At 63.7% G+C, this 21,346-nt stretch carries 19 protein-coding genes; 10 read left to right on the forward strand and 9 right to left on the reverse strand.

The genetic code is table 11. From position 1 onward, the window contains the following. Positions 1-9: 9 nt before the first annotated feature. Positions 10-678 (reverse strand): response regulator, encoded by a 669-nt coding sequence (locus RFA01S_RS25850; RefSeq protein WP_015586188.1) that lies wholly within the window; start codon positions 676-678, stop codon positions 10-12. Then, positions 675-1,853 (reverse strand): sensor histidine kinase, encoded by a 1,179-nt coding sequence (locus RFA01S_RS25855; RefSeq protein ID WP_139278552.1) that lies wholly within the window; start codon positions 1,851-1,853, stop codon positions 675-677. Before RFA01S_RS25855 ends, RFA01S_RS25850 begins: the two co-directional genes overlap by 4 nt. A gap of 389 nt (positions 1,854-2,242) precedes the next feature. On the opposite strand from RFA01S_RS25855, the gene RFA01S_RS25860 reads away from it, so the two are divergent. Further along, positions 2,243-3,220, forward strand: coding sequence for a hypothetical protein (locus RFA01S_RS25860; RefSeq protein ID WP_032407140.1), 978 nt, complete (start codon positions 2,243-2,245; stop codon positions 3,218-3,220). Positions 3,221-4,009: 789 nt separating this feature from the next. Beyond that, positions 4,010-4,609 carry a hypothetical protein gene (locus tag RFA01S_RS25865; protein WP_032375871.1) on the forward strand — a complete coding sequence of 200 codons (600 nt, stop codon included), beginning with the start codon at positions 4,010-4,012 and terminating at the stop codon, positions 4,607-4,609. A gap of 77 nt (positions 4,610-4,686) precedes the next feature. Here the strand turns inward: RFA01S_RS25865 and RFA01S_RS25870 are convergent, their stop codons facing one another. From RFA01S_RS25870 to RFA01S_RS25885, 3 genes are all read right to left on the reverse strand, one after another. Next, positions 4,687-4,926 carry a hypothetical protein gene (locus RFA01S_RS25870; RefSeq protein WP_139278553.1) on the reverse strand — a complete coding sequence of 80 codons (240 nt, stop codon included), beginning with the start codon at positions 4,924-4,926 and terminating at the stop codon, positions 4,687-4,689. Between the two features lie 115 nt (positions 4,927-5,041). Beyond that, positions 5,042-5,503 carry a hypothetical protein gene (locus RFA01S_RS25875; protein WP_094717151.1) on the reverse strand — a complete coding sequence of 154 codons (462 nt, stop codon included), beginning with the start codon at positions 5,501-5,503 and terminating at the stop codon, positions 5,042-5,044. A gap of 400 nt (positions 5,504-5,903) precedes the next feature. Continuing rightward, positions 5,904-6,659, reverse strand: a complete 756-nt coding sequence (locus RFA01S_RS25885; protein WP_139278554.1) for a hypothetical protein — start codon at positions 6,657-6,659, stop codon at positions 5,904-5,906. A 123-nt stretch (positions 6,660-6,782) separates the two neighbouring features. Here RFA01S_RS25885 and RFA01S_RS25890 point away from each other — a divergent pair, with 123 nt between their 5' ends. Genes RFA01S_RS25890 through RFA01S_RS25905 form a run of 4 tightly spaced genes read left to right on the forward strand, consistent with a single transcriptional unit; the run spans position 6,783 to position 12,605 of the window. Continuing rightward, positions 6,783-8,303, forward strand: a complete 1,521-nt coding sequence (locus tag RFA01S_RS25890) for a tyrosine-type recombinase/integrase (protein WP_072692250.1) — start codon at positions 6,783-6,785, stop codon at positions 8,301-8,303. Further along, positions 8,300-10,108: a hypothetical protein gene (locus tag RFA01S_RS25895; RefSeq protein WP_072692251.1), complete on the forward strand. Its 1,809-nt coding sequence runs from the start codon at positions 8,300-8,302 to the stop codon at positions 10,106-10,108. The genes RFA01S_RS25890 and RFA01S_RS25895 overlap by 4 nt, the downstream gene beginning before the upstream one ends. Continuing rightward, a complete protein-coding gene (locus RFA01S_RS25900) occupies positions 10,105-12,240 on the forward strand; it encodes a hypothetical protein (RefSeq protein ID WP_032407143.1) in 2,136 nt (711 codons plus the stop codon). The genes RFA01S_RS25895 and RFA01S_RS25900 overlap by 4 nt, the downstream gene beginning before the upstream one ends. After that, positions 12,237-12,605, forward strand: coding sequence for a hypothetical protein (locus RFA01S_RS25905; RefSeq protein ID WP_032407144.1), 369 nt, complete (start codon positions 12,237-12,239; stop codon positions 12,603-12,605). The genes RFA01S_RS25900 and RFA01S_RS25905 overlap by 4 nt, the downstream gene beginning before the upstream one ends. Positions 12,606-12,683: 78 nt before the next feature. On the opposite strand, the gene RFA01S_RS25910 is transcribed toward RFA01S_RS25905, so the two are convergent. Further along, positions 12,684-14,078 (reverse strand): MFS transporter, encoded by a 1,395-nt coding sequence (locus RFA01S_RS25910; RefSeq protein ID WP_032407152.1) that lies wholly within the window; start codon positions 14,076-14,078, stop codon positions 12,684-12,686. Between the two features lie 84 nt (positions 14,079-14,162). Between RFA01S_RS25910 and RFA01S_RS25915 the strand changes: the two genes are divergently transcribed. The 4 genes from RFA01S_RS25915 to RFA01S_RS25930 all read left to right on the forward strand — a co-directional run bounded on the left by RFA01S_RS25915 (position 14,163) and on the right by RFA01S_RS25930 (position 17,208). Then, entirely contained in the window at positions 14,163-14,747 is a 585-nt protein-coding gene (locus RFA01S_RS25915; protein ID WP_032407145.1) for a TetR/AcrR family transcriptional regulator, read from the forward strand. A 63-nt stretch (positions 14,748-14,810) separates the two neighbouring features. Then, positions 14,811-16,028 (forward strand): MFS transporter, encoded by a 1,218-nt coding sequence (locus RFA01S_RS25920; RefSeq protein WP_139278555.1) that lies wholly within the window; start codon positions 14,811-14,813, stop codon positions 16,026-16,028. Positions 16,029-16,079: 51 nt separating this feature from the next. After that, positions 16,080-16,496, forward strand: coding sequence for a DUF6153 family protein (locus tag RFA01S_RS25925; RefSeq protein WP_032407147.1), 417 nt, complete (start codon positions 16,080-16,082; stop codon positions 16,494-16,496). A gap of 85 nt (positions 16,497-16,581) precedes the next feature. Beyond that, positions 16,582-17,208 carry a DUF305 domain-containing protein gene (locus RFA01S_RS25930; RefSeq protein ID WP_072692252.1) on the forward strand — a complete coding sequence of 209 codons (627 nt, stop codon included), beginning with the start codon at positions 16,582-16,584 and terminating at the stop codon, positions 17,206-17,208. A 104-nt stretch (positions 17,209-17,312) separates the two neighbouring features. Here the strand turns inward: RFA01S_RS25930 and RFA01S_RS25935 are convergent, their stop codons facing one another. From RFA01S_RS25935 to imuA', 3 genes are all read right to left on the reverse strand, one after another. After that, positions 17,313-19,514, reverse strand: a complete 2,202-nt coding sequence (locus RFA01S_RS25935) for a heavy metal translocating P-type ATPase (RefSeq protein ID WP_032407148.1) — start codon at positions 19,512-19,514, stop codon at positions 17,313-17,315. A gap of 33 nt (positions 19,515-19,547) precedes the next feature. Then, positions 19,548-19,778, reverse strand: a complete 231-nt coding sequence (locus tag RFA01S_RS25940; protein WP_032407149.1) for a heavy-metal-associated domain-containing protein — start codon at positions 19,776-19,778, stop codon at positions 19,548-19,550. A gap of 397 nt (positions 19,779-20,175) precedes the next feature. Further along, positions 20,176-21,012, reverse strand: coding sequence for a DnaE2-dependent mutagenesis accessory factor ImuA' (gene imuA', locus RFA01S_RS25945; RefSeq protein ID WP_015586180.1), 837 nt, complete (start codon positions 21,010-21,012; stop codon positions 20,176-20,178). Positions 21,013-21,346: the final 334 nt, after the last annotated feature.

Genomic DNA, 21,346 nt, shown 5'->3' on the forward strand with positions numbered 1-21,346 from the left:
CCGGAGGAGCTAGTCGAGTCGGTGGGAGAGTTCATTTTCGTAGTAGAAAACGACAGCCTGCGTCCGGTCACGAAGGTCGAGCTTGGTGAGAATCCGCCCGACGTGGGTCTTCACTGTCTCCTCCGCCAGCACGAGATCGGACGCGATCTCTCGATTCGACAGACCCGTGGCCAGAGCGTCCAACACGTCGAGCTCTCGGGGAGTCAACGCCGACACTGCGGCGGTGTTCGGGCGACCGCGCCGACGCCGGGCGAACTCCGAGATGAGCCGGGTTGTGACAGTCGGTGCCAGCATCGATTCCCCGGACGCGACTGTGCGGACGCCCCGGACGAAATCCGCTGCGGTGGATTGCTTGAGCAGAAACCCGCTTGCACCGACACTGAGCGCTTCGTACACGTAATCGTCGAGGTCGAACGTCGTGAGCATCAGCACGCGGATCGAGTTCGTCCTCTCGCCCAGTGATGCGAGGATCTGCTCGGTCGCCCGGATTCCATCGAGCACTGGCATTCGGATGTCCATCACGACAACGTCGGGCCGCAGGCTGACAGCAAGATCGACGGCCTCCGCACCGTTCGCGGCCTCACCGACCACGACGATGTCAGGTTCGGCCCTGAGTACGGCTGCGATTCCGTCGCGCACCAATTCCTGGTCGTCCGCCAGCAGAACCCTGATGGTCATCGGCGGCGCTCCACTGCGCTCGGATCATCGCCAATGTTACTGCGTGGTGGGATGTTTCGTCCGCGAACTGGGAAGATTACAGACACCTCGAATCGTCCGTTCTTCGTCATCCCGGCAGTCATGCTTCCGCCGAATGCGGCTGCCCGCTCGGAGATACCGACAAGTCCGTGTCCTCGGCCTCTCGAATCGGCGGACACCTGTTCGGTTTCGTTGCCGACAGTCACCCGAAGCTCGTCGTTCGTGCGGGTCACGCGTATCTCAACCTTCGTGCCGGGTGCGTGACGTGCTGCATTGGCGAGCGATTCCTGGAGGATGCGGTAGACGGTAGTGGACAGCGCTTCCGGCAGCGTGTCGAGCTCCCCGTCCGTATACAACGTGACGTGGGCTCCGGCCGCGCTCCATTGGCTCACAAGGGCGCCGATGTCGGACAGGTTCGGTGCCGGTGAGTGTTCAGTTGCCTCGTCCGGGTCACGAAGGACCTCGATAACCTGGCGCATCTCGGTCAGTGCGGTTGCCGATGCGCGATGTATGTCGTCGAACGTCGCAATCGCCTCGGGTGGGAGGTCGGGGCTCTTGAACCGTGCGGCCTGTGCCTGCACCGCGATCATCGACATGTGGTGCGCCACTACATCGTGCAGTTCCCGTGCGATCCGCGCCCGCTCTTCGATCACCGCCTGACGCCGCTCCTGTCCCATGCGGAGCTGCTGTTCGTCCGCCAGGGCGGTTTCCGCCGACGACAGTCGCATCATGACCACTCCCGCGACGGTGATCGCAGCCAACGTCGCGGCAATGATCAGCAAAGCGAACGGTGGCATCTTCACCGTCAAGACAGTCGGGACCACGACCGCCAGGAAGGACACGAGGGCGACCGCGGCTCCCACGTTCGGCGGATGCACTCGGGCCACTCGATACAGGGCGAGCCCCGCCGCAATGCAACTTGCCGCCGGCCATGGGAAAACCTCTTCCTGAACCAGCCCTGACAGCGTTCCGGCGAACATCCCGAGTGCGATCAACTGCCAGGTCAGCAGAGGTGCCACCCGGATCAGAAGGAGGGGAAGTGTCTGAACAGCGCCGAGGACGTAACTGGCGGCGACCGAGTTGACCATACTCGTCAGTTGACCTATCGCAGTACCGAACAGCACGGCGACAAGCACCGCTCCAGCTGCAAGCGCCATGAATCTCGGCCGACTACCAGGCTCGTCGGTCCGCCCTCTCATTGTGGGCAACGTCGGGCGCAGGGCCGTTTTGATTCCGGCTGTCAGTTCGGCAATCACCGACACGACCCTACTTTGAGAAGATCCGCTTCAAATCGAAGATTGCGCGGCCGCCCACGATGCAGTCGTGGGCGCGCGGCGAAGCTGATCGCAGACAGCTTCTAGATCGACTGTGGACGGTGACACAGGTTGAACGACCTACGGCGAGCCGGACATAGCCCTTGTCGTTGCCCTCAGCCACGTTCGGGTGACATACTCGAATGGTCAGGAGCGACGCCGTGGTGGTGCTACGGGGTTTCCGGCGAATCTTCCACTATTTCGGCTGTCCCTGCTTGGCAACCAGTCTGGCAGTGCCACGTGCACTCCTGGTCGCCCGGCTCGGCCCGGCTCTCAAACGAGAAGGCGGCACCATCATGACCAGCTACAGCGTAATGAAGGCATCACACGACCGGGCAGCGGTAATCGCGACGTGGCCGGGCTTCGACTCAGAAGAACATTCCATCAAGATCACCACCGTCGCCAGCGCCTCGTACGCTCACAGCCTTGCTTTTTACCTCACTCAACTATCGGAATCCGCATGGGACGCAGCTATGTGGCTCGACACCTACCCAGAGATAGCCACGGCCATATCGAAATTGATCGTGCAGCTCCGAACATCCAATAGAATTGGGCCACAAACAGTTTCGACCGACGGCCTGCGCCATGGAGAAACGTGGACGTCCTCGGCACTGGCAGAGCAGCTCGTCGACGACTACTTCATCTCCCTACTCGACGACCTGACCACCACACAACGACTCTCTGTTGCCGATGAACTCGAAACCGACGCTGACGAACGACGCGACCTACTCGACCACACTCGCGACGAATACGAAACCGACAGCAGAGTCAATCAAGCCGGCCTGGTCACCCGCGTTCAAGAATTCGGCTCCATAGGACCTCTACCCGAAGGCGCATCCGGCTACCTACGCACCTGCTACAGCGAAGGACTCGATTTCGGAGACCGATTGAGGGCCGCGAAACAAATCCGACGGATGGAACAACTCGTCGCTGCATGCAACCATCACGGCGGACGCGCACGGGCACATACCGATCCCTGCGAGGCACACTGCGTTGTCGCTGTGCACCCCGGGAAAATCAGCGACGGCGACACACCGTGCTACATCACTCCCGTTCGCTTCGGACCGCACACACATTCCCCGGGCAGACCCAACCCGTACGGCAAGCTGCGCATACGTCGCGGCCACGAGTGGATCGCCGAGGTCGACCCAGATGACACTGCAGGTTTTGTCACCGCCCTTGGTGACTGGGCTGGAACCTTCGCGTCGTAGTGCCTGAGGCCCAAAATCGGCTCTGCGGCCAACTGCCCGAGGGCGGTAAGGGAAGGAGACCTCGTCGACGCCCGCAATCACCTCGCACACGGCGATGAACCCCGCATTTGCAAACGGTCAGAGAACGAATGGTTCGCACTCTACGAATCCACCCTCACGTTGTTGGCATTGGTGGCGATGACGAAGCCGGCGTATTCGAGGCGGTGCAACTTCGTGCACTTCGACGCGGTGCTCTACGACGAGCAGGTGTCGATCGCAGAGAACGCGCGTTGAACCGTCCGTTGGGCAAGGCCCGGCCAGGCTGCCGATCGTGCTGGGGCGGGCTCTAGGGGTGCTGTGTAGCTGTCTGGTGCGCGAGTGCCACGGTGCTTACGGCCTAGCTTCCAGGGCGGCTGGGGTCGTTGTGCGGCCTTGCCCCTGCTGCGCCGGTCTGCCTGTTCGTGGTCAGTTCGGAAGTTCGCAGTCGATGGTTGCACTGCACACCAACCCGGCCAGGCGCGAGGGTGCCTGCAGGCGGCACAGGTGGGCTCACCTCCTTAGGGTGATTGGGTGAAAGCAATGCGTGGAGATCGCCCCTGGAGCCGCATCGCAGGCCTGGTGTGCGGTGCACTCGCCGTCATTTTCGGCACCTTTTCCCTCCACCGGACGGGGTGGACCGTAGATCGGGTCTTCCAGGAGTTCTGGGTAGCCACAGCTCTCATAGGCCTTGTATTGGGCTGTGCCGCGATCGGGTGCCCCATCAGCGATTTTTGGCGTGCCCGTCCACGCAAAAGAGACTGGGCGTGGTCCATGGCCGTAGCGCTCGGCCTGGTCGCCGTCCTTGCTCTGACGAGTACCCACACCAACGTGGATCTGGGCTCGCTGCCGGCATGGGTCTCGGCAGGTGGTGCTCTGTTCACCGCCGCAGGCGTCGTACTCGCCCTCCGGTCGTACCAATCGACGCGGCATTCGGACCTGGAGGACCAGGCGAACCAGGTCCGACTACTGCACATGCTCCCGTGGCCCGACGGCCTCGACGCGAACCGAAAGCAACAGTGGCGCACAGAATTCACCAATCGCAGCAAGGACCCGCTGTACGAGATCGAAATTCACGGCTTCCGCGCCCAGGTCGAAGACGACGCTGACGCGGTGAATATGCGGGCGTTCGCAGAGACAGCCCTGTCGGAGGACACACCGATCAGATCGGGTGGTTGGCGGAGGCAGGCCGTGCTCGAGGCGGGTGAAACGTTCAATATCCGGTGGGAATCAGACGATCCCGCCGAGCAGAACCCGGCTCCCGCATTCGTTAGCATCTGGTACTCGGTAATGGACGCCAACGGCCGCTACTGGAACGTCGTCGACAACAACGAACCCGAGAAAGTGCCCCGCCCGTCCCGTCGCCTCGGATGACACGAGCAAAGGCTCACACCCCCAGCCGCGGAAGCACACTCGACGGTGTCAGCCCTCTGCTTCTCCCCCTGGGCGGCTCAGACACCATCCGAGGTAACCGGAAGAACGTCGAACTCAGCGTCGCGGATCACCGATAGATCGAACGCGTCCGAACCGTCGATCGGTGCAACGAGAATCGTCTGACCCTCATCTGGGGCTGTGATGATCCGCCCCCACTTCTCAGGCTCGTAGCGGACGAGCCCGAAGCGATAATTCCCGAGGTGACGGCCTCGGGCGGTGACGACACGAGCCGGGTCGATAAGCATGTTCGTAGCCATAATCGCACCGTACCCGAACACGGAAAGCCATAGTGCACAACACCATCAAGCATCAAAGACCTGCCGAACAGTGGCAAGTTGCTGGTCGCGTTGTGTTCGCGATGACCCGAGGCTTCTACCGTCGAAATCCCCGCCGAGGGTCACGTGGCTCGTGTCCGTCCATGGCCGTGAACCACGTATCGCATGGAAAGACACGTAGACCGTGTGCCGCTGTCGCCGGGTGATAGAACACCTCGACATCGCGGTCGCCCATCAGAACGTCTGTGACGGCGTCCCAGTCGACGTCCCGCGGATGGGACGCCAGTACGGCAACATCGTCGCCGTACACCTCATCGGCCAGCGCTGCGGCGGCTTGGGCGATGACGATCATGAGCGCGAGCTGTTCGGCGATCGTGTGAGGCCGGGGTAGCCGACCGGCGTCGAGGTCCTGAGCCAAGTCGTCGAAAGATCGGGCCATCTGACGTCGCCACAGAGCGGACTCGGCGAATGTGCATTCGGGAAGTCGGTTCAACAAATACCACCACCGCACCGTGTCGACCGGATCATCACCGCGCTCCTCGACGTCGTCGTACGCCATGTCGGCGCACACCCACGCGTGGATCCGTAACAACTCCCGCTGCCGATCAGTCAGTGAGAACCGCGGCACAAATCGGCGAATGTGCATTCGGGAAGTCGGTTCAACAAATACCACCACCGCACCGTGTCGACCGGATCATCACCGCGCTCCTCGACGTCGTCGTACGCCATGTCGGCGCACACCCACGCGTGGATCCGTAACAACTTCCGCTGCCGATCAGTCAGTGAGAACCGCGGCACAAACTCGATGACATCGCCCATGGTCGTCCATGCTGCCCGCCCCAGAACTGATCTGCGCACGGATCGACCACATCCGCACGTCGACCCGTGCATGCAGGAATACGCGCACGTCTGCATGCAGATCGGATACCACGTACCAGCCAGGGTCACTCGGCAGTGAGCTACCAGGACAGCCGGAAGCTCCTCAGATCATTCGATTCGATGGTGTCACCGTCCCACGCGAATCGATCGTCGGGCAGTTCAGCGTGTTCGGTCAGTTTCTCGAGGTGGAGCGCCTTGCTGTGATCGCGGCTGCTTAGGCTCGCGATGAGGCCGGTTCCATCGTCGATGACGATTGTCGTGGTGAGTCCAGTGGGCGATGTCAGCTCGGTCGACCATGCCGGACGGTCAGCGTGGTCGATCGCCGTCGGGCCCTGGGTGACGTGCTGAGGTGGTGTGCGCCGAGTCAGGAGTGAACGCGGGCCGAAGAGATCTCGCGGGGTGAACAGTGCGCCGAGGCGGATCAGGCTGGTGGTGCGTTGGTGGACCATCTGTCCATCGATGCGGGCGACGGGGACCGTATCAGTGGAGCTCGACGATGAGTAGACGATCTCGCCATTGCGTTCGACCCACCAGCGGTCACCCCGGCCGTAGCGGAACTCGAAACGGTCGTCGACGAAGCCTGTGTCGGTCACACCGACAACGTGCAGCGAGCCTGACATGTTGAGGTCGGTCGCCGCGGCATTGCGCGCTGTGAGTTGTTGCCACGTCGGGACATTCACCGTCTCGAATTTACACTTGACCTCGTTCGCTTCGACCTCCCCGAGCAGGGGCGCATCTTCCAGCCGGCGGCACGCTTCTCCCGGGCAGGCGATCGAGTCCGCACACAACCGCCGGAGTCGTTGATCGCAGGCAGCCTCTAAATCAACCTTGGACAATAGACACAAGATGAACGACCGTCATAAGAGCTGAAGGTACCCCTTGCCGTTCCCGATCGGAATTTTGAAACTTAGGCAGCAAATCTTGTGCATACTCGGTCACTGACCGGATCATGAGCGGCGATGACAAGCAGCCGATGGCATGTTCGTACCACTGCCGCAGAACTTTCCAAGTCCCGATCTTCACCTACCGCAGACGGCGTCACCTACACAGATGACTGGACCGACTGGCTCAAAGAGACTCGTCAGACTCCAGGGACTCCGTTCTTGCTCTCGCCCGCCTTCGACTACGACACCGATCTGAACGATTTCTTCCGCACCACTGCGATGGCCACCATGGCCAGGATGACACAGATCGGATACGCCCGCGACCTCGCGAGCTTCCTGACTTTCGTCAACCATGTTGACCGCGAACGTCATTGGCGTGACATCGAAGACAGTGACCACCTTTCGTATCTGCATTGGCGACGACATGATCCCGATGGCCCGCGCGTGTCCGGCAACACGTGGAACCGTGAAGTGGCGGCGGTAAACAGGTTCTACCGGTGGGCTCACACCGCCGGACACGTGCGAGTCAATCCGATCCCACAGACCTGGCGACGGCCTGCCCCTGCACATACCGGGTATGCGGTCTCGCGGCGATCCGACGAGCTGCGCCCTGCCACCTACAGTCACGACGGCGGCCGGGACCGCATCCAGTGGCTTCCCCTTGCCGACTATCGCAGGTGGCGCGAGGTCGGTGTCCGCGGGTTCGACGCCGCCGGGATGCCGCGAGAAGGTTTCCGTGGCCGGTGGTCGGGGCGTAACGCTACCTATTGCGACGTGATGGTCCGAACGGGCCTTCGGATCTCGGAACAATCTGCACTCACCGTGCTGGAGCTTCCACACATCGATACCAATCGCAGTGGTTATCAGCGGTTTTGGCTTCCCGGGTCAATCGCGAAAGGCCGCTCCGCACGGTGGGTCTACGTTCCGGCTTCCCTCGTTCGTGATCTGGCTACTTACAGTGCCTTCGACCGAGCCGACGTCATCGCTGCAGCCCGAGAGAAACAACGGTACGAGCGCATGCGGCACCCTCTGGTGGTGGAAGATCCGGAACACGCGATCGCCACGCACGTCACCGGTGCCGCGCTGAAGCGGACCGTGAAAGTCTCGGAGCTGAATTGGGCGGAGCGCCAGCAGTTGCTGATTGCGCGCCCCGGCGGTCTCGAACCCGCCGCGTTCTGGCTCGGCGAGCACGGCATGCCGCTGTCAGTGGCTGCGTGGAAGAAGATGTTCGCCGAGGCCAACACCCGCTGCCAGCGAGCCGGTGTGCCGCTGTCGGCGCATGCTCACATGCTCCGGCACACGTTTGCCGTCATCACCCTCGAACAGCTCCAACGCGGTCACATCGCTGCCCTTGGCGAGCTGAACCCGGACCAGCGCGGGCACTACACCCGCATCTTCGGTGACCCGCTGGACTGGGTACGCCGCCGACTCGGACATCGATCCGTGGTGACCACACAGATCTATCTCCACGCGCTCGCCGAACTCGAGATGGAGACGAGAATGGCGCTTGTGCCGGATGATTGGGAAATCCCCACACCGGATCCGGCCAGTGCCGGCGACGCAGCGACTCTCCCGGCGGCCGGTGTTGTGCTGTGACCGAATCGCGAACTCACCCCGGGACACATGCCCCGCTCCCTACGCCCGGAATCTATCGCCCGCCATCAGGACCATCCTCGGTACCGTCTCTGGTCGTCGACTTCCACGGCGACGACGGACGCACCGGCACCTTCGACGTCGAGGTCCTGGCCATGCCGAACTGGCATGCTCCGGTGGCAGAAGCCTTGGCATTACGCATAGGTCCCGCCGGTGACAGACGGACCCACAGTTCGGCTACTACCGTGTTCTCGTTCGTCGCACGGCTACTGCGCTTTCTCGAGAGCCTCGACAACAGCCCCGCCTCACCGGCTGACCTGACCGTGACCCACGTCGAGATGTTCCTCAACAGGATCGACACACCGCGAACCGTCGCCACCCGCACAGGCGAGCTCAGCGAACTCCGCCTGCTTCTTCGGCTTCCTCCCCTAGCGAGCCATCTCGATATCGAGGTCCTCGACCACATCAGCACCCCATCAGGCAAAGGCACCCTCGTTTCTCTGACCGGGTACTCCGACGGCGAATTCACGCGTCTAGTCGATGCCGCCCGCACCGACGTGGGGGCCATTCGCGCGCGCACAACAGCAGGAAACGAGCACCTCGAGGCTATAGACGGGATGGACGTCAAACCGACAACCCAAGCCGAGCAATTGATTTGGGACATGGCAGCTACCGGAGTCGTCCCGGTGCCCGGCGGACCGATCGTCCGCCACCGTCATCAACGCACAGCCTGGGCGGGTCAACTGTTCGTCACGCGTGCCGACCTGGCGCCACTGCTGACCCTGTTCGTTGCAGTCACCGGCCGCAACGTCGAAGCCCTCAAAGAACTGCCCGCCGAGCACCGGATCGTCGGAGACCGAGCCATCGAGGTCCAGTTGAGTAAACGCCGCAACGGACCGAACCGATGGCACGACACCGTGACCTGGGAAATCGGACCCCCGCACCGAGAACTGCACACGCCCGGCGGGCTGTACCTGCTGCTGCACCGCCTCATGGAGCGTGGGCGGGCACTCAGCGATCCGACCGCACTCTGGTCATCATGGCGAAACACCAACCACGATCGCGGAACCGTCGCCGAACACCACAACCCGTTCGCTCAAACCCTTACCGGCCGCGCCGATTTGTCGAAGTGGAGCAGGCTCCAAGGACTACACACGGACGCCGACGCCTTCGGACACACCACACCACTGGGGCTGGATATGCGTCGAGTACGCACCAGTGTCGAGGTCCGTCGCACTCGCTCGGTCGGTGGACATCTGCCCTCGGCTGCCCGCTCGAACAGCGTCGAAGTGCTGTTCAGTCACTACCTTCGCGGCGATCCCACCGCGAAGGAGTGGGCGAGAGAGACGATGTCCGAGGCCCTCCGTGATGCGGAAGCAGCGGCCCTCTCCGCACATTCCCACGTCTTGGCCGAACACGGCGTCACAGAACTCGAGGTGCGCGCCGGCACCGACGTCGATGAACCGGCTGCAGGCGAGGAGGGTGCCTGGACAGCATGCGCCGACTCCTCCGCTCACCCTGTTACCGGCCGTGCCTGTCGACGAGTGTCATTCCTGGACTGCTTCCACTGCGGCAACTGCGTCGTCACCACCGCTCATCTACCGGCCATCACCACCTTGACCGCGACCATAGCCAGGCGACGCACCGAGCTCGACGAACCCACCTGGTGGACGCGCTACGGACCGACTTGGACCGCGATCCACCACGACATCTACCCCAAATTCACTGCTACGCAGATCGCCACAGCAGCCGCCGAGGCACCTGAGTGTCTCCTCGAACTTGCCGAAGATCCTTGGGAGCATCCATGAACACCCCGTCTACTCGCACCGACCTCGAACTTGGCCCATCGATCGACGGCCGCTACGTCCTGACCGGTTTATGGCTTCGCCCTGGCTACTCACTGACCGATACCTCACAATTCCGCGACGATGCCTGGCGGCTGGAAGCTGCAGTGACACAAGCACATGTTCGATCAGTGGTCGTCAACTTCGACACCCTCGCCGCCCCCTATCGATTGCCGGCCAAGGAGCTGTGCCTGGCGATGCTCTCCGGTCCACTACCTGCAGGCGAGCGGCGTCAATCCGTCGTCGGGATCGGCAGCACATTTGTCGAAGTGCGCAAGTTCTTGCACTGGCTCACAGATCGCGCACCGGAGTCCGGTCGACCGTCCGTTCCGACGTTAGGTTCGTTGACCGCGGCCGACGTCCTCGACTACCACCGCCATTTGATGACTCTGTCCGTCGGATTCGGATCGCGCGAGAACTCCAGACGGGCGGTGTGCATGCTCTGGCGGTACCGCACTTGCCTCACCGACACCTTGTCCTTCGACGCACGCCGCATCGACGGCTGGACCATGCATAAACCCGGTACCACCGAGAACGCGACCGGCCGCATCCCCGAACTCGTTCTCGGCCCGCTGATCACCTGGGCGATCCGTTTCGTCGACGACTTCTCCGGCGACATCCTTGCCGCCGCTGCGCATCGAGATGATTACCGTTCACGGCGCACCAACGGACGGTACGGGCGTAACAGCGGTGCCGCCGAAGCGCTCGAACACTATCTCTCACGACACAAGGCCGAAAACGACCCGCTCCCCGGTTATCAAGGCCGCCCCAACATGCAACAGATCGCCGCCGAAATCGGCACCGGGAGAAACGGACTCGACACCAACCCTGCGATCCGCGGCAAAGTCCTTGCCTGCGCTGCGCGAGTCGGAGTCACCGACTACACCTGGATGCCTATCGCCATCGAGGGGCGACTCCACGGTCGCCCATGGATCGACGGAATCGCGCGCCAGCATCCCACAAAGTCGTACCTGCATCTGCAGCGAATGTTGCACATCGCCTGCTACATCGTCATCGCGTTTCTTTCCGGGATGCGGGACGCCGAGATCAAACACCTACGCCGCGGTTGCCTGAGCACCGCGCGCGATACCGACGGCACCCCCTACCGATGGACGCTGACCGGCGTGGCGTTCAAAGGCGAAGCCGATCCTCACGGTGTCACCGCCGAGTGGACCGTCGGGGCTCCCGCTGCCAGGGCGATCTCGGTCCTCGAGAAGATGCACCCGCACGGCCGGGCTCTGCTGTTCTCGCACCCGCCCGGCTCGCAGAAGGTCCGCCCCCGAAACGACGCCACGGTCGGGGTCTTGACCACCAAAGCCACCTCCGGACAACTGAAAGACTTCGCGATCTGGATCAATTCTTACTGCACCGAACACGCTCTTACAGAGTCGATTCCGTTGGTCAACGGCCAACAGTGGGTTCTGAGTACACGGCAATTTCGCAGGACGCTGGCATGGTTCATCGCCCGTCGGCCGGGCGGGTCGATCGCCGGTGCCATCGCCTACCGTCACCTGAGCATCCAAATGTTCGAAGGCTATGCAGGCACCTCGGACTCAGGGTTCCGCGCCGAAGTCGAAGCCGAACAGGCTCTCGCTCGCGGCGAAGACTTGATGGCCATCGCCACCGATCACCTCCATGCACCCGTCACCGGTCCAGCCGCCGACCTAGCCCACTACCGTCTGGACACGTTCGCCGCCGCAGCCGCGTTCTCCGGGACCGTCATCACAGACAGCACCCGCATCAAGCGGCTGATGAAGCGATCCGATCCCGCGATCTACCCCGGAACATTTGCGCTCTGTGTCTTCGACCCCGACAAAGCGATGTGCCAACCCCGGCCCGACCAGGGCGGCAACGTGCTCCCACAACTCGGTCACTGCCAACCGCTCGAATGCAGCAATACTGCCCTCACTACAGCCAACCTCGATGCACTGCGGACCGAACACCACCACCTGGAGCAGGAATTGACCACCAGAGCCGACCTGCCACCGCTACTGGACCACCGATTGCGTGAGCGGCTGCGCCGCCTGGTCGACTTCCTCGACCGCTACAGCCACGCCGACCCATATATCGATCGCACCCACAAGGGGAAGAGATGACAAAGAAGCGCGACGAAGACACGATCGCCATCGACGCCGCGATCGAACACCTCCAGGATGCGTCCGGCCGGACACCGTCGGTGCTCGCACTCGCCCGACACATGGGGTTGGCGAACACCACATTTCGCCGACGCTATCCCCATACGGTCAATCGGCTCAAGCGTTCGACATCACCTGTGACCGACCATGTCGCCCCACACCGGTGCTCGGACGAAGTAACCCAGATTCGGCAGCGCAACCGCGACCTCACCACCGACCTGGAGCTGGCAGTTGCCAGCATCCAGCGATTGTCGATCGACAACCGTTCGCTTCTCCGCCGAGTCGAGGAGCTCTCGAACGTCACCCACCTCCGGACCACGGACTGAAGACGTAGATCGTCGGACGTTGCCCCATGGACCCAACGGATGCTCTTCGGGACAACAGGTCCACACCGCTACGAGTGCTCAGGCGGTGGGACGCGCCGGGATTACGAAGGCAGAGATCACTGCGGCCAGTGCAGCAGCGGCTGCGGCGAAGAGGAACGCGTGTTGGAACCCGGTGTCACCGCCACCCGCGACGAGGCTGAGTGCAGCGATGCTCGAGACGGTTGCCACGCCGATGGATGCACCGAACTCGTGGAAGGTGCTCAGCAGGCCGGATGCGATGCCGGCCTCCTCGGGGCCGATCTGCCCGAGCGCGGTGGCCGAGGCGACGACGAACAGCGCGCCGATACCGAATGCGCCGAAGCTGACGCCGATCGTGGTCGCCGCAGTGGTTGCCCACACCGCTGGCACAAGCAATCCCAACGCCGCGATGAGCATCCCGGCGGTGCCGAGGATCCTCGCGCCCCATCGTCCGATGAGGCGTCCGCCGAGGTTCGCTCCCGTCATCGTCGCCACCGCAATCGGTAGAAACAACAGTCCGGTCACGAGGGGACCATGCCCAGCGGACTGCTGAAAATAGAAGGTTCCCAAGAAGAACACTGCAACCATCAAAGCTGTGGCGATCAAAATCACGAACACTCCGGCACCGACTGGACGCCGGCCCAGCAGTCCTAGGTTCATCAGCGGGGAGGACGCAGTCTTCTGTCGCCAGCAGAACAACAGGTAGAGCGCTGCCGCGGCCCCGGCGGCGGTGAGGGTCTGCGGGTTGGTCCATCCGATTTCACCGGCGACGGTCAACGAGTAGATGGCCGAGCCGGTCGCAGCGGTGACCAGCGCTGCACCGAGAATGTCGAGCGCGGGACGCGGCCCGGGTGCCGGGGTAAGCGGCGGTAAAACCCGGAGGAGGCCGAAGATGACGATCAGGCCAACCGGGATGTTGATGTAGAACACCCACGGCCATCCTGGCCCGGCGGTGATCAGGCCACCGAGCAGGACACCGACCGCCGCGCCGCCGCCGCCCAATGCAGACCAGATGCCCAGGGCGCGGTTGCGTTCGTCGCCGGCGAACAGGCGCACCACCACCGACAACGCCGCCGGTGAGAGCATCGCCGCGCCAATGCCTTGGACAATGCGGCCGCCGAGCAGGAACTCGGCATTGGCAGCCAGTCCGGCCGCCAGGGAGCCGGCGGTGAAGACGGCCAGGCCGGCGAAGACGATTGGTTTGGACCCGAACAGGTCCGCGCTACGCCCGCCGAGGAGCATCAAGCCGCCGAAGGTCAGGGTGTACGCGGCGACGACCCACGTCACCGCCTCCCGCGATAGGGCCAGGTCCACGCCCATCTGCGGCAGCGCGATCGCGACCACTGTGACGTCGAGAATCAGCATGAACTGCGCTGTGCCCAGCAGGGCCAGTGCGAGCCATCGCTTCGGGTGAAGCCCTTCGCCCGCTTCCGGTGTCGTTTTCGACGTGGTCACCACGGCCCCCTAAGTTGTACATAGTTGTTTGAGTTGGACACTGGTACCGTAACTCATACAAACGTGTTCGGGAAGTGAGGGTTCATGGCGACCGATACGTCGCAGGTCGTCGGTAAACGAGCCGACGCGGTACGCAACGTCGAGCGGATTCTCGATGCCGCGATCGTCTGCCTGTCTCGGCGGCAGAACGCAACGATGGGCGATATCGCACGGGAAGCCGGTCTCGGGCGGGTGACGCTCTACGGTCACTTTGCCTCTCGCCCAGCGCTCATCGATGCCGTGGTGGCGCGTGTGATCGATCGCGGTGAGCAGACGTTGGCTGCGGTCGATCTGGGTGGGGATCCCCGAGAAGCGTTGTCCCGGCTCATTCACAGCAGCTGGGAGCTGGTGGACCGGTCACGATCGGTCATTGCCGCCGCCGAGGAAGAACTTCCCCCAGCGCGTATCCGCGAGCTTCACGACGGCCCCGCGAGCCGGGTCGAATCGTTGATCGAACGCGGACGCAGTGCAGGACTGTTTTCACGTGACATGCCCACCTCGTGGCAAGTCGCCGTGCTCCATCAGGTCCTTCACGGTGCCGGAGCCGAGATAGCAGCAGGGCGACTGGATTCGATGGACGCACCCGATCTGATCGTGAGGACCGTCCTTGCTCTACTCGACACCCATTGAGGCTTGGGCGCACCACCTTCCGCTCGGTTGGTCGCACACCTTCGGTTCGGTCGGCGTAGATCGGTGAACCGTCGCCCTCGTTCACGCAAGACCTTGCCGTTACCGGTGGCGTTGTCGACGGCGGCGGGCGTCCTGGTTGTGTCGTTGTGGGCGAGCGGCGCGCCCTCGATGGTCTATCCGCTCTTAGCGGATCGGTGGCGCGTGGGTGAGGTCGTCACGACCGCGTTGTTCGCTACCTATCCGGTAGCGCTGGTTCTCGCTCTCGTTGCGTGTGGGTCTCTCTCGGACTCGATCGGGCGACGCCGCGTACTGCTTGCCGGTGTCGGCATGGTCGCCGTCGGCACTGCGCTGTTTGTGGTCACGAGCGGTCTCGTCCCGATCTTCGTCGGCCGCACTCTTCAAGGAATCGGGGTCGGGCTGGCGATGAGTGCGGCCAGCGCCGCACTCGTCGAGTTCGCACCGCGCCGCACCGCGGCACTGTCCACTTCCGTCAATACTGCGGCGACGGCCAGCGGTACCGCACTCGCGCTCGTTGTCGGCGGTGCGCTCGTGCAGTACTCCGCGTCGCCCACCACGCTTCCGTTTGCCATCTTGCTCGGCGTGACGATTGCTCTGCTGCCGCTGGTGTGGTTCCTCCCCGAGGAGGCCACGCGCAGCAATGTTCGATGGCGGCCCAGTCGGGCGCGAGTACCCGCGAGGAATCGAATGCAGTTCGCCATCGGTGTTGCTTCCCTCACCGTGGCCTTCATGATGGGCGCGGTGTTCATCGGGCTCGGTGCGCAGATCGTGAGGGATCTCGTCGGTACCGTCGACGCTTTCGTCGCCGCGTGTGCACTTGCGTGTTGGGCTGTTTCCATCGTTCCCGCGTCCGTCATCGCCCGGCGCGGTTCACCGACAACTGCATCTTCGGCCGGTTCGGTGCTTTCCGCCGCCGGGTCTGTCACCCTCGTCGCCGCATCGCACGTGGACTCGCTCACCGTCTTCCTGCTCGCTGCGGTTATCAGCGGGGCGGGCTACGGCCTGATGTTCTACGGCGGACTCGGAATGGTCGTCGCAGCCCCCGAGGCCGAGACGCGGGCGACGACACTGTCGTTGATGTACTTGGTGGCGTACCTGTCACAGGGTCTTACTGCGGTTGGGATCGGTGCGCTCGCAACCTTCTGGGGGCTCGACAGGGCGATCGTGGTGGCGATGCCGACGCTCGCGACACTCAGTGTCGCGAGCGGGGTGTTGGTTCACTGGTTCGCACGACCGAGAGCTGACGTCCGACTGGCCAGCTGAACGATGCACCGACGCTACCCCTGGGGGGTATGCCCTGTTACCGTCGAGAGCATGAACTCGACGATTCGTCGCTCTCGACGGGGCACAGCCTCGGCGATCGGATTGTTGATTGCAGTGACGGTGTTCGGGGTGTTGTTGATGCATTCTGTGACACCGGCATCGTCGATGGGCCCGATGTCGGAGTCGATGAGTGGTGGTCATGCCGCGATGGCGTCGACAGCCCCGGGCAGTAGCTCGGCTTCGGTGATGTTCGGGGAACACGATTGTCCGTCGGCGCATCAGATGCTGCATCCCTGTGTGGGCACTCCGGTGTCGTGGGCCGCGTTGTCCGTCCCGACGATGAGCACCGAGATAGGCCAGTCGCCGACAGCGGTGGACGGGATCGGCGGGCGCACAGACTCCATCCTGGAGCGTGCACCGCCGTGGACGTTGTGGGAGTTGGACAGATCGGTGACCTTGCGAGTGTGACAGGGAGCCCGGTAGACGCGCGTCGACCGGCGGACCGAAACACGTCACACACCCCTGATTGTCCACTCTTGCAAGGAGATTCCACATGCGTACCAAAGTCATGGCTTCACTCGCTGCTGCCGCCGCCAGCGCGTTCCTCGTCGTCGGCTGTAGCAACGACTCGACCGATTCGTCGATGGACGGGCATTCCATGGGCTCGATGTCCTCGGCACCGATGTCCTCGGCCCAAGCAAGCGCGTCCGCAGAGTTCAACGATGCCGACGTGATGTTCGCGCAGATGATGTATCCGCACCACGCACAAGCAGTCGAGATGGCCGACATGGCGGACGGCCGCACCGACAACCCGGACGTGCTGTCGCTGGCATCGGCGATCGCCGGCGCACAGCAGCCCGAGATGGACCAGATGACGGCATGGCTGACCGAGTGGGGTCAGCCCGCACCCTCGGCTGATATGGATCAGATGGGCGGGATGGACCACAGCTCTGGCAGCGGCATGATGACCGCTCAGGACATGGACGCGTTGATGGCAGCGTCGGGACCGGAATTCGACCGCCAGTGGTTGACGATGATGATCGCCCACCACACCGGTGCCATCGAGATGGCGAACACCGAAATCGCGGACGGTTCCAATCCTGACGCCCTGGAGATGGCACGCGCCATCGTCGCCACTCAGCAGCAGGAAATCGAGACCATGCAGCGGCTGCTCGGCTGACCCGGCCCGCCACACAACGATGGCCGCATCCTCTCCGGCGGAGAGGGTGCGGCCATCAGCGTTCCACAATTGTCAGGGCTGCGTTCCCGGTACGAGATCAGCTCTCACAGTACCGGTTCGCGCTGCGATGGAGCATCGGAATTCCCGTCGTTCACCGCTCCGGTGATGGCGTCGGGCGCGAGGTCGAGTCGCCGGAGCAGCTGCGCGTTTGCGGCGACGATGATCGTCGACAACGACATCAGGATCGCGCCGATGGACATGGGCAGTACGAACCCGACCGGTGCCAGCACCCCTGCCGCGAGCGGGACAGAGATCAGGTTGTATCCCGCTGCCCACCAGAGGTTTTGCTTCATCTTTCGGTACGAGGCGCGCGAGAGTTCGATCACCGACAGCACCGACCGCGGGTCGTCGCTGGCGAGGATCACTCCTGCCGATGCGATAGCGACGTCGGTGCCGGCCCCGATCGCGATACCGACATCGGCTTGCGCGAGCGCCGGTGCGTCGTTGACTCCGTCGCCGACCATCGCCACCGTACGTCCTTCGCCCTGGAGTGCAGCGACGGTGTGGGACTTGTCTTCCGGTTTCACCCCGGCGAAGTAGCGGTCCACACCGAGTTCGGTGGCGACGGACTTCGCGACGGCATCGGCATCACCGGTGATCATCACCACCGCGATTCCGCGGGCGTGGAGCGCGTCGATCGCGGTGCGTGATTCAGGCCGGATCTCGTCGGCGAGCGCGAGCGCACCGATCACGGCACGGTCGGCGAGGACGTGCAGGATGATCGCCCCGTCACCGCGCCACCGGTCGGCGACGGCGAGTTCGGATCCGTGTTCCTGCTCGAGCAGCGCGGGCCCGCCGACCTGTACGCGGGTACCGTCGACGTCGGCTGCGACCCCGACCGCGGGGGACGACTGGAAGTCAGTCGCAGGCTGCACGGTTAGGTTCCGTGATCGTGCGGCACCGATGATGGCGCGTGCGAGTGGGTGCTCTGAGTCAGCTTCTGCGGCAGCAGCCAAAGCGAGGACATTGTCGGCAGTGCGCCCGTTCGTCACCTCGATTGCGGTGACGGTGGGTTCACCCTTGGTGAGGGTCCCGGTCTTGTCGAAGAGCACGGTGTCCACTGTTCGCATGGTTTCGAGTGCGAGCCGGTCCTTGACCAGAACGCCGCCGCGGGCTGCTCGTTCGGTGGCGATGGAGACCACCAGCGGGATCGCGAGTCCGAGTGCGTGTGGGCAGGCGATGACCAGCACGGTGATGGTGCGGATGACGGCGTCGTCGGGCATCCCGAATAGCGTCCACACGGCGGCGGTGATGATCGCGGATCCGAGTGCGAACCAGAACAGCCAGCCGGCGGCGGTGTCGGCGATGCGCTGAGCGCGCGAGGTCGAGTTCTGGGCGTCGGCGACCAGGCGGCCGATGCCGGCGAGGGCGGTGTCCTCCCCTACTGCGGTGACCCGAACCCGGAGACCGGAGTCTGTGGCGACAGTGCCGGCAACGACCTGATCGCCTTCGCGGCGACGGACCGTCTTCGATTCGCCGGTGATCATGGACTCGTCCATACTCGCCGATCCGGAGACGATGGTGCCGTCCGCGGGTACGCGGCCGCCGGGGCGGACGACGACCAGATCACCGAGCAGCAACTCGGCCGGGGACACCTGCACTACGTCGTCGCCGTCGACGCGTTCGGCGGTGTCCGGGAGCAGTGCTGCCAATGAGTCCAGAGCGGTGGTGGTCTGCGCGAGAGATCGCATTTCGATCCAGTGCCCGAGCAACATGATCACGATCAGCAGGGCCAGTTCCCACCAGAAGTCGAGCTGATGATCGAGCAGGCCGAGGCTCGCTCCCATCGACGCGACGAATGCGACGGTGATCGCCAGGGCGATGAGAAGCATCATTCCTGGTGCGCGTGAACGGATTTCACTCACCGCGCCGGTGAGGAACGGGGACCCGCCCCAGGCATACATCACGGTTCCGAGCAGCGGGGAGATCCAGGCGATCCATGATGCGTCGGGTAGCGAGTACCCGAGGAGCATCGCGAACATCTCGGAAGCGAGGATCACCGGGACGGCGAGGGCCAGCATGATCCAGAACAGGCGACGGAACATACCGACGTGATCACCGTGGCCGGCATGCCCACCGTGGCCGGCATGCCCACTGTGGCCGTCGTGTCCGTCGTGACCGCCGCGCTCCGTGTGCTCGCCATGTCCCGAGGGGGGCGCGCGGTGCCCGGACATGTCGTGGCCCGAGTGTGGGTTCGCAGCCTCGGCCATCCCTGTGTCGTCGCCGGCATGTGTGTGGTTGTTCATCGTGCGAGTCCTTCCGTCCACCGAGTTCGGTGGTTACGCAGTGCGCGGGTCCGAGGGTTGCTGTTCCGCTGTGTATCCGGCCTCGCGAACAGCGGCGATGACTTGGTCCTGGTCGAGCTCGGCTGCGCTTGTCACCGTCAGGGTTCCCGCCGACGCCGATGCCTCCACTGTGACGACCCCTGCTACGGCGTTGACTTCTTCGCGAACCGAGGCTTCGCAGTGCCCGCACGTCATACCGGTAACTCGGTAGCTCGTGGTGATCATGTCCGCTCCTTCAATCGTGAATGCATACCCCCCTGGGGTATGTTGTTGACATGTCGGACCATACCCCCTCCCCGTATAATTGAAAAGGCCTAATACTGCATCAGAGGCTGACCAACCATGCGCGCCCTGACCGGTCAGTTGGTCAACAACAGACCGTAGCTACAACAAATCCACTGTCCCCTTCCAGTTTTCGCCCATGCGTGAAAAAGCCCAGGGGCCTTGACGTCCATCGCGAGACCTTCCGACCGGACTTTGAGCGGCACCCCGTCACGGAAGGATCCTCCAGACGAGCCAGCCACGGTGAGCGCGACGCTGACCAAGACTCTCTGAGGGGGATCGACAACGAGGCGTGTGGGCGGATCGAAAGTGACGGGCCAGTTCTCGTACATCTCGGGGCTCACTGCACGACCGCCAGACCGTGTGGCCGGTGCAGGACGGCCGCGTCGACGCTGCTCGGGATCCACCGCAGGCCCTGTTCGCCGAACGTGGGCGCGGTGAGGGTGTAGCGGCCGGTGCGCTCGGCGATACCGCGCCCGTGCACGGTGGTCTCGAGGGTGATCGACCGGATACGGCCCCTGCCCTGCTCGATTCCGCCGTACGCGACAGGCCGCGAGGAGACTGCCAGGTCGAGACCGGGCATGCGTCCGTTCGTGATCGCGAGAATTCCTGCGTGCGTACGGTTTCGGGCCAACAGGGCACGCGCCCGGGTTGGCGGAACATCGCGTCCGTGCACGGTCGTCACGACCAGATCGAGGCCCTCGATACAGAGGCTCGCAGCGTCGAGGGGGTCTGTTTGGCCTGGGTCGATCAGGTGGATTTTCGACAGGTCGCCGCCCTGCTCGTGGACGGCGAGGAGTCCGAACTTCGACTGCCCGATCAATGCGACGTGGTGGCCGGCCGCGCTGGCTGTAGCGACGAGACCGACGAGGATCGATCCGGCACCAGTAATCGAGATGGCCGTTCCGCGGGCCAGCGCACCGCGTGGGAGGAGTTCCGACAGTGGCGTGGGCACGGGGATGGTGCGCAGGGTCTGTGAACGCACAGGGCCGCTGAGGGTCTGTTCGTCGGCGGGCGGGGCCGTTGGCTGAGATGGGGCGAACAGGGATGCGTCGACGGGCTCGATGGGTGCGTGGACACGTCGTCCGGGGATCGCGGCCATGCTGCGTCGGAGCGCGGCGAGCTGTTCGGCCTTGCCCAAGCCGGTGAGGTCCCCGATTGCGTCGACGGTGGCCATGTGGATCGACCTTTCGCGCGCCGATAGGAACCACCACACCGTATCGAACGCATGTTCGATTGTCGAACGTGCAGGTGGGCGCGTTCAGCGGTGGAGGGTGCGAGTGTCGAGGTCGTCTGCCGTGAAGGTCCAGGCGAGATGCCGGTATAGGTGAAGCGTTCGTTTCACCTGGTCGAGGGCGCTTACGACGGCCGGGTCGCTGGGGTCGCGCCCCTCGTCACGGATGGCTGCGCACTCGTCGTCGTCCATGCTGTGTTGGACGCACAGCGCTGCTTTGTGGTTCCCAGGCAACAATCATTCATGTGAATGACTGGACGAGCTGCGTCGTTCTTTC

Origin of the sequence: Rhodococcoides fascians NBRC 12155 = LMG 3623 (assembly GCF_001894785.1) — a bacterium.
GTDB classification, from domain to species: Bacteria; Actinomycetota; Actinomycetes; order Mycobacteriales; family Mycobacteriaceae; genus Rhodococcoides; species Rhodococcoides fascians.

Coding starts and splice junctions, on each gene's coding strand:
- RFA01S_RS25935 (WP_032407148.1), bottom strand. CDS start 19,514: ATGAACAACCACACACATGCCGGCGACGACACAGGGATGGCCGAGGCT.
- RFA01S_RS25870 (WP_139278553.1), bottom strand. CDS start 4,926: ATGGCTACGAACATGCTTATCGACCCGGCTCGTGTCGTCACCGCCCGA.
- RFA01S_RS25875 (WP_094717151.1), bottom strand. CDS start 5,503: ATGGCGTACGACGACGTCGAGGAGCGCGGTGATGATCCGGTCGACACG.
- RFA01S_RS25890 (WP_072692250.1), top strand. CDS start 6,783: ATGACAAGCAGCCGATGGCATGTTCGTACCACTGCCGCAGAACTTTCC.
- RFA01S_RS25930 (WP_072692252.1), top strand. CDS start 16,582: ATGCGTACCAAAGTCATGGCTTCACTCGCTGCTGCCGCCGCCAGCGCG.
- RFA01S_RS25905 (WP_032407144.1), top strand. CDS start 12,237: ATGACAAAGAAGCGCGACGAAGACACGATCGCCATCGACGCCGCGATC.
- RFA01S_RS25855 (WP_139278552.1), bottom strand. CDS start 1,853: ATGGCGCTTGCAGCTGGAGCGGTGCTTGTCGCCGTGCTGTTCGGTACT.
- imuA' (WP_015586180.1), bottom strand. CDS start 21,012: ATGGCCACCGTCGACGCAATCGGGGACCTCACCGGCTTGGGCAAGGCC.
- RFA01S_RS25865 (WP_032375871.1), top strand. CDS start 4,010: ATGGCCGTAGCGCTCGGCCTGGTCGCCGTCCTTGCTCTGACGAGTACC.
- RFA01S_RS25850 (WP_015586188.1), bottom strand. CDS start 678: ATGACCATCAGGGTTCTGCTGGCGGACGACCAGGAATTGGTGCGCGAC.
- RFA01S_RS25915 (WP_032407145.1), top strand. CDS start 14,163: ATGGCGACCGATACGTCGCAGGTCGTCGGTAAACGAGCCGACGCGGTA.
- RFA01S_RS25940 (WP_032407149.1), bottom strand. CDS start 19,778: ATGATCACCACGAGCTACCGAGTTACCGGTATGACGTGCGGGCACTGC.
- RFA01S_RS25900 (WP_032407143.1), top strand. CDS start 10,105: ATGAACACCCCGTCTACTCGCACCGACCTCGAACTTGGCCCATCGATC.
- RFA01S_RS25925 (WP_032407147.1), top strand. CDS start 16,080: ATGAACTCGACGATTCGTCGCTCTCGACGGGGCACAGCCTCGGCGATC.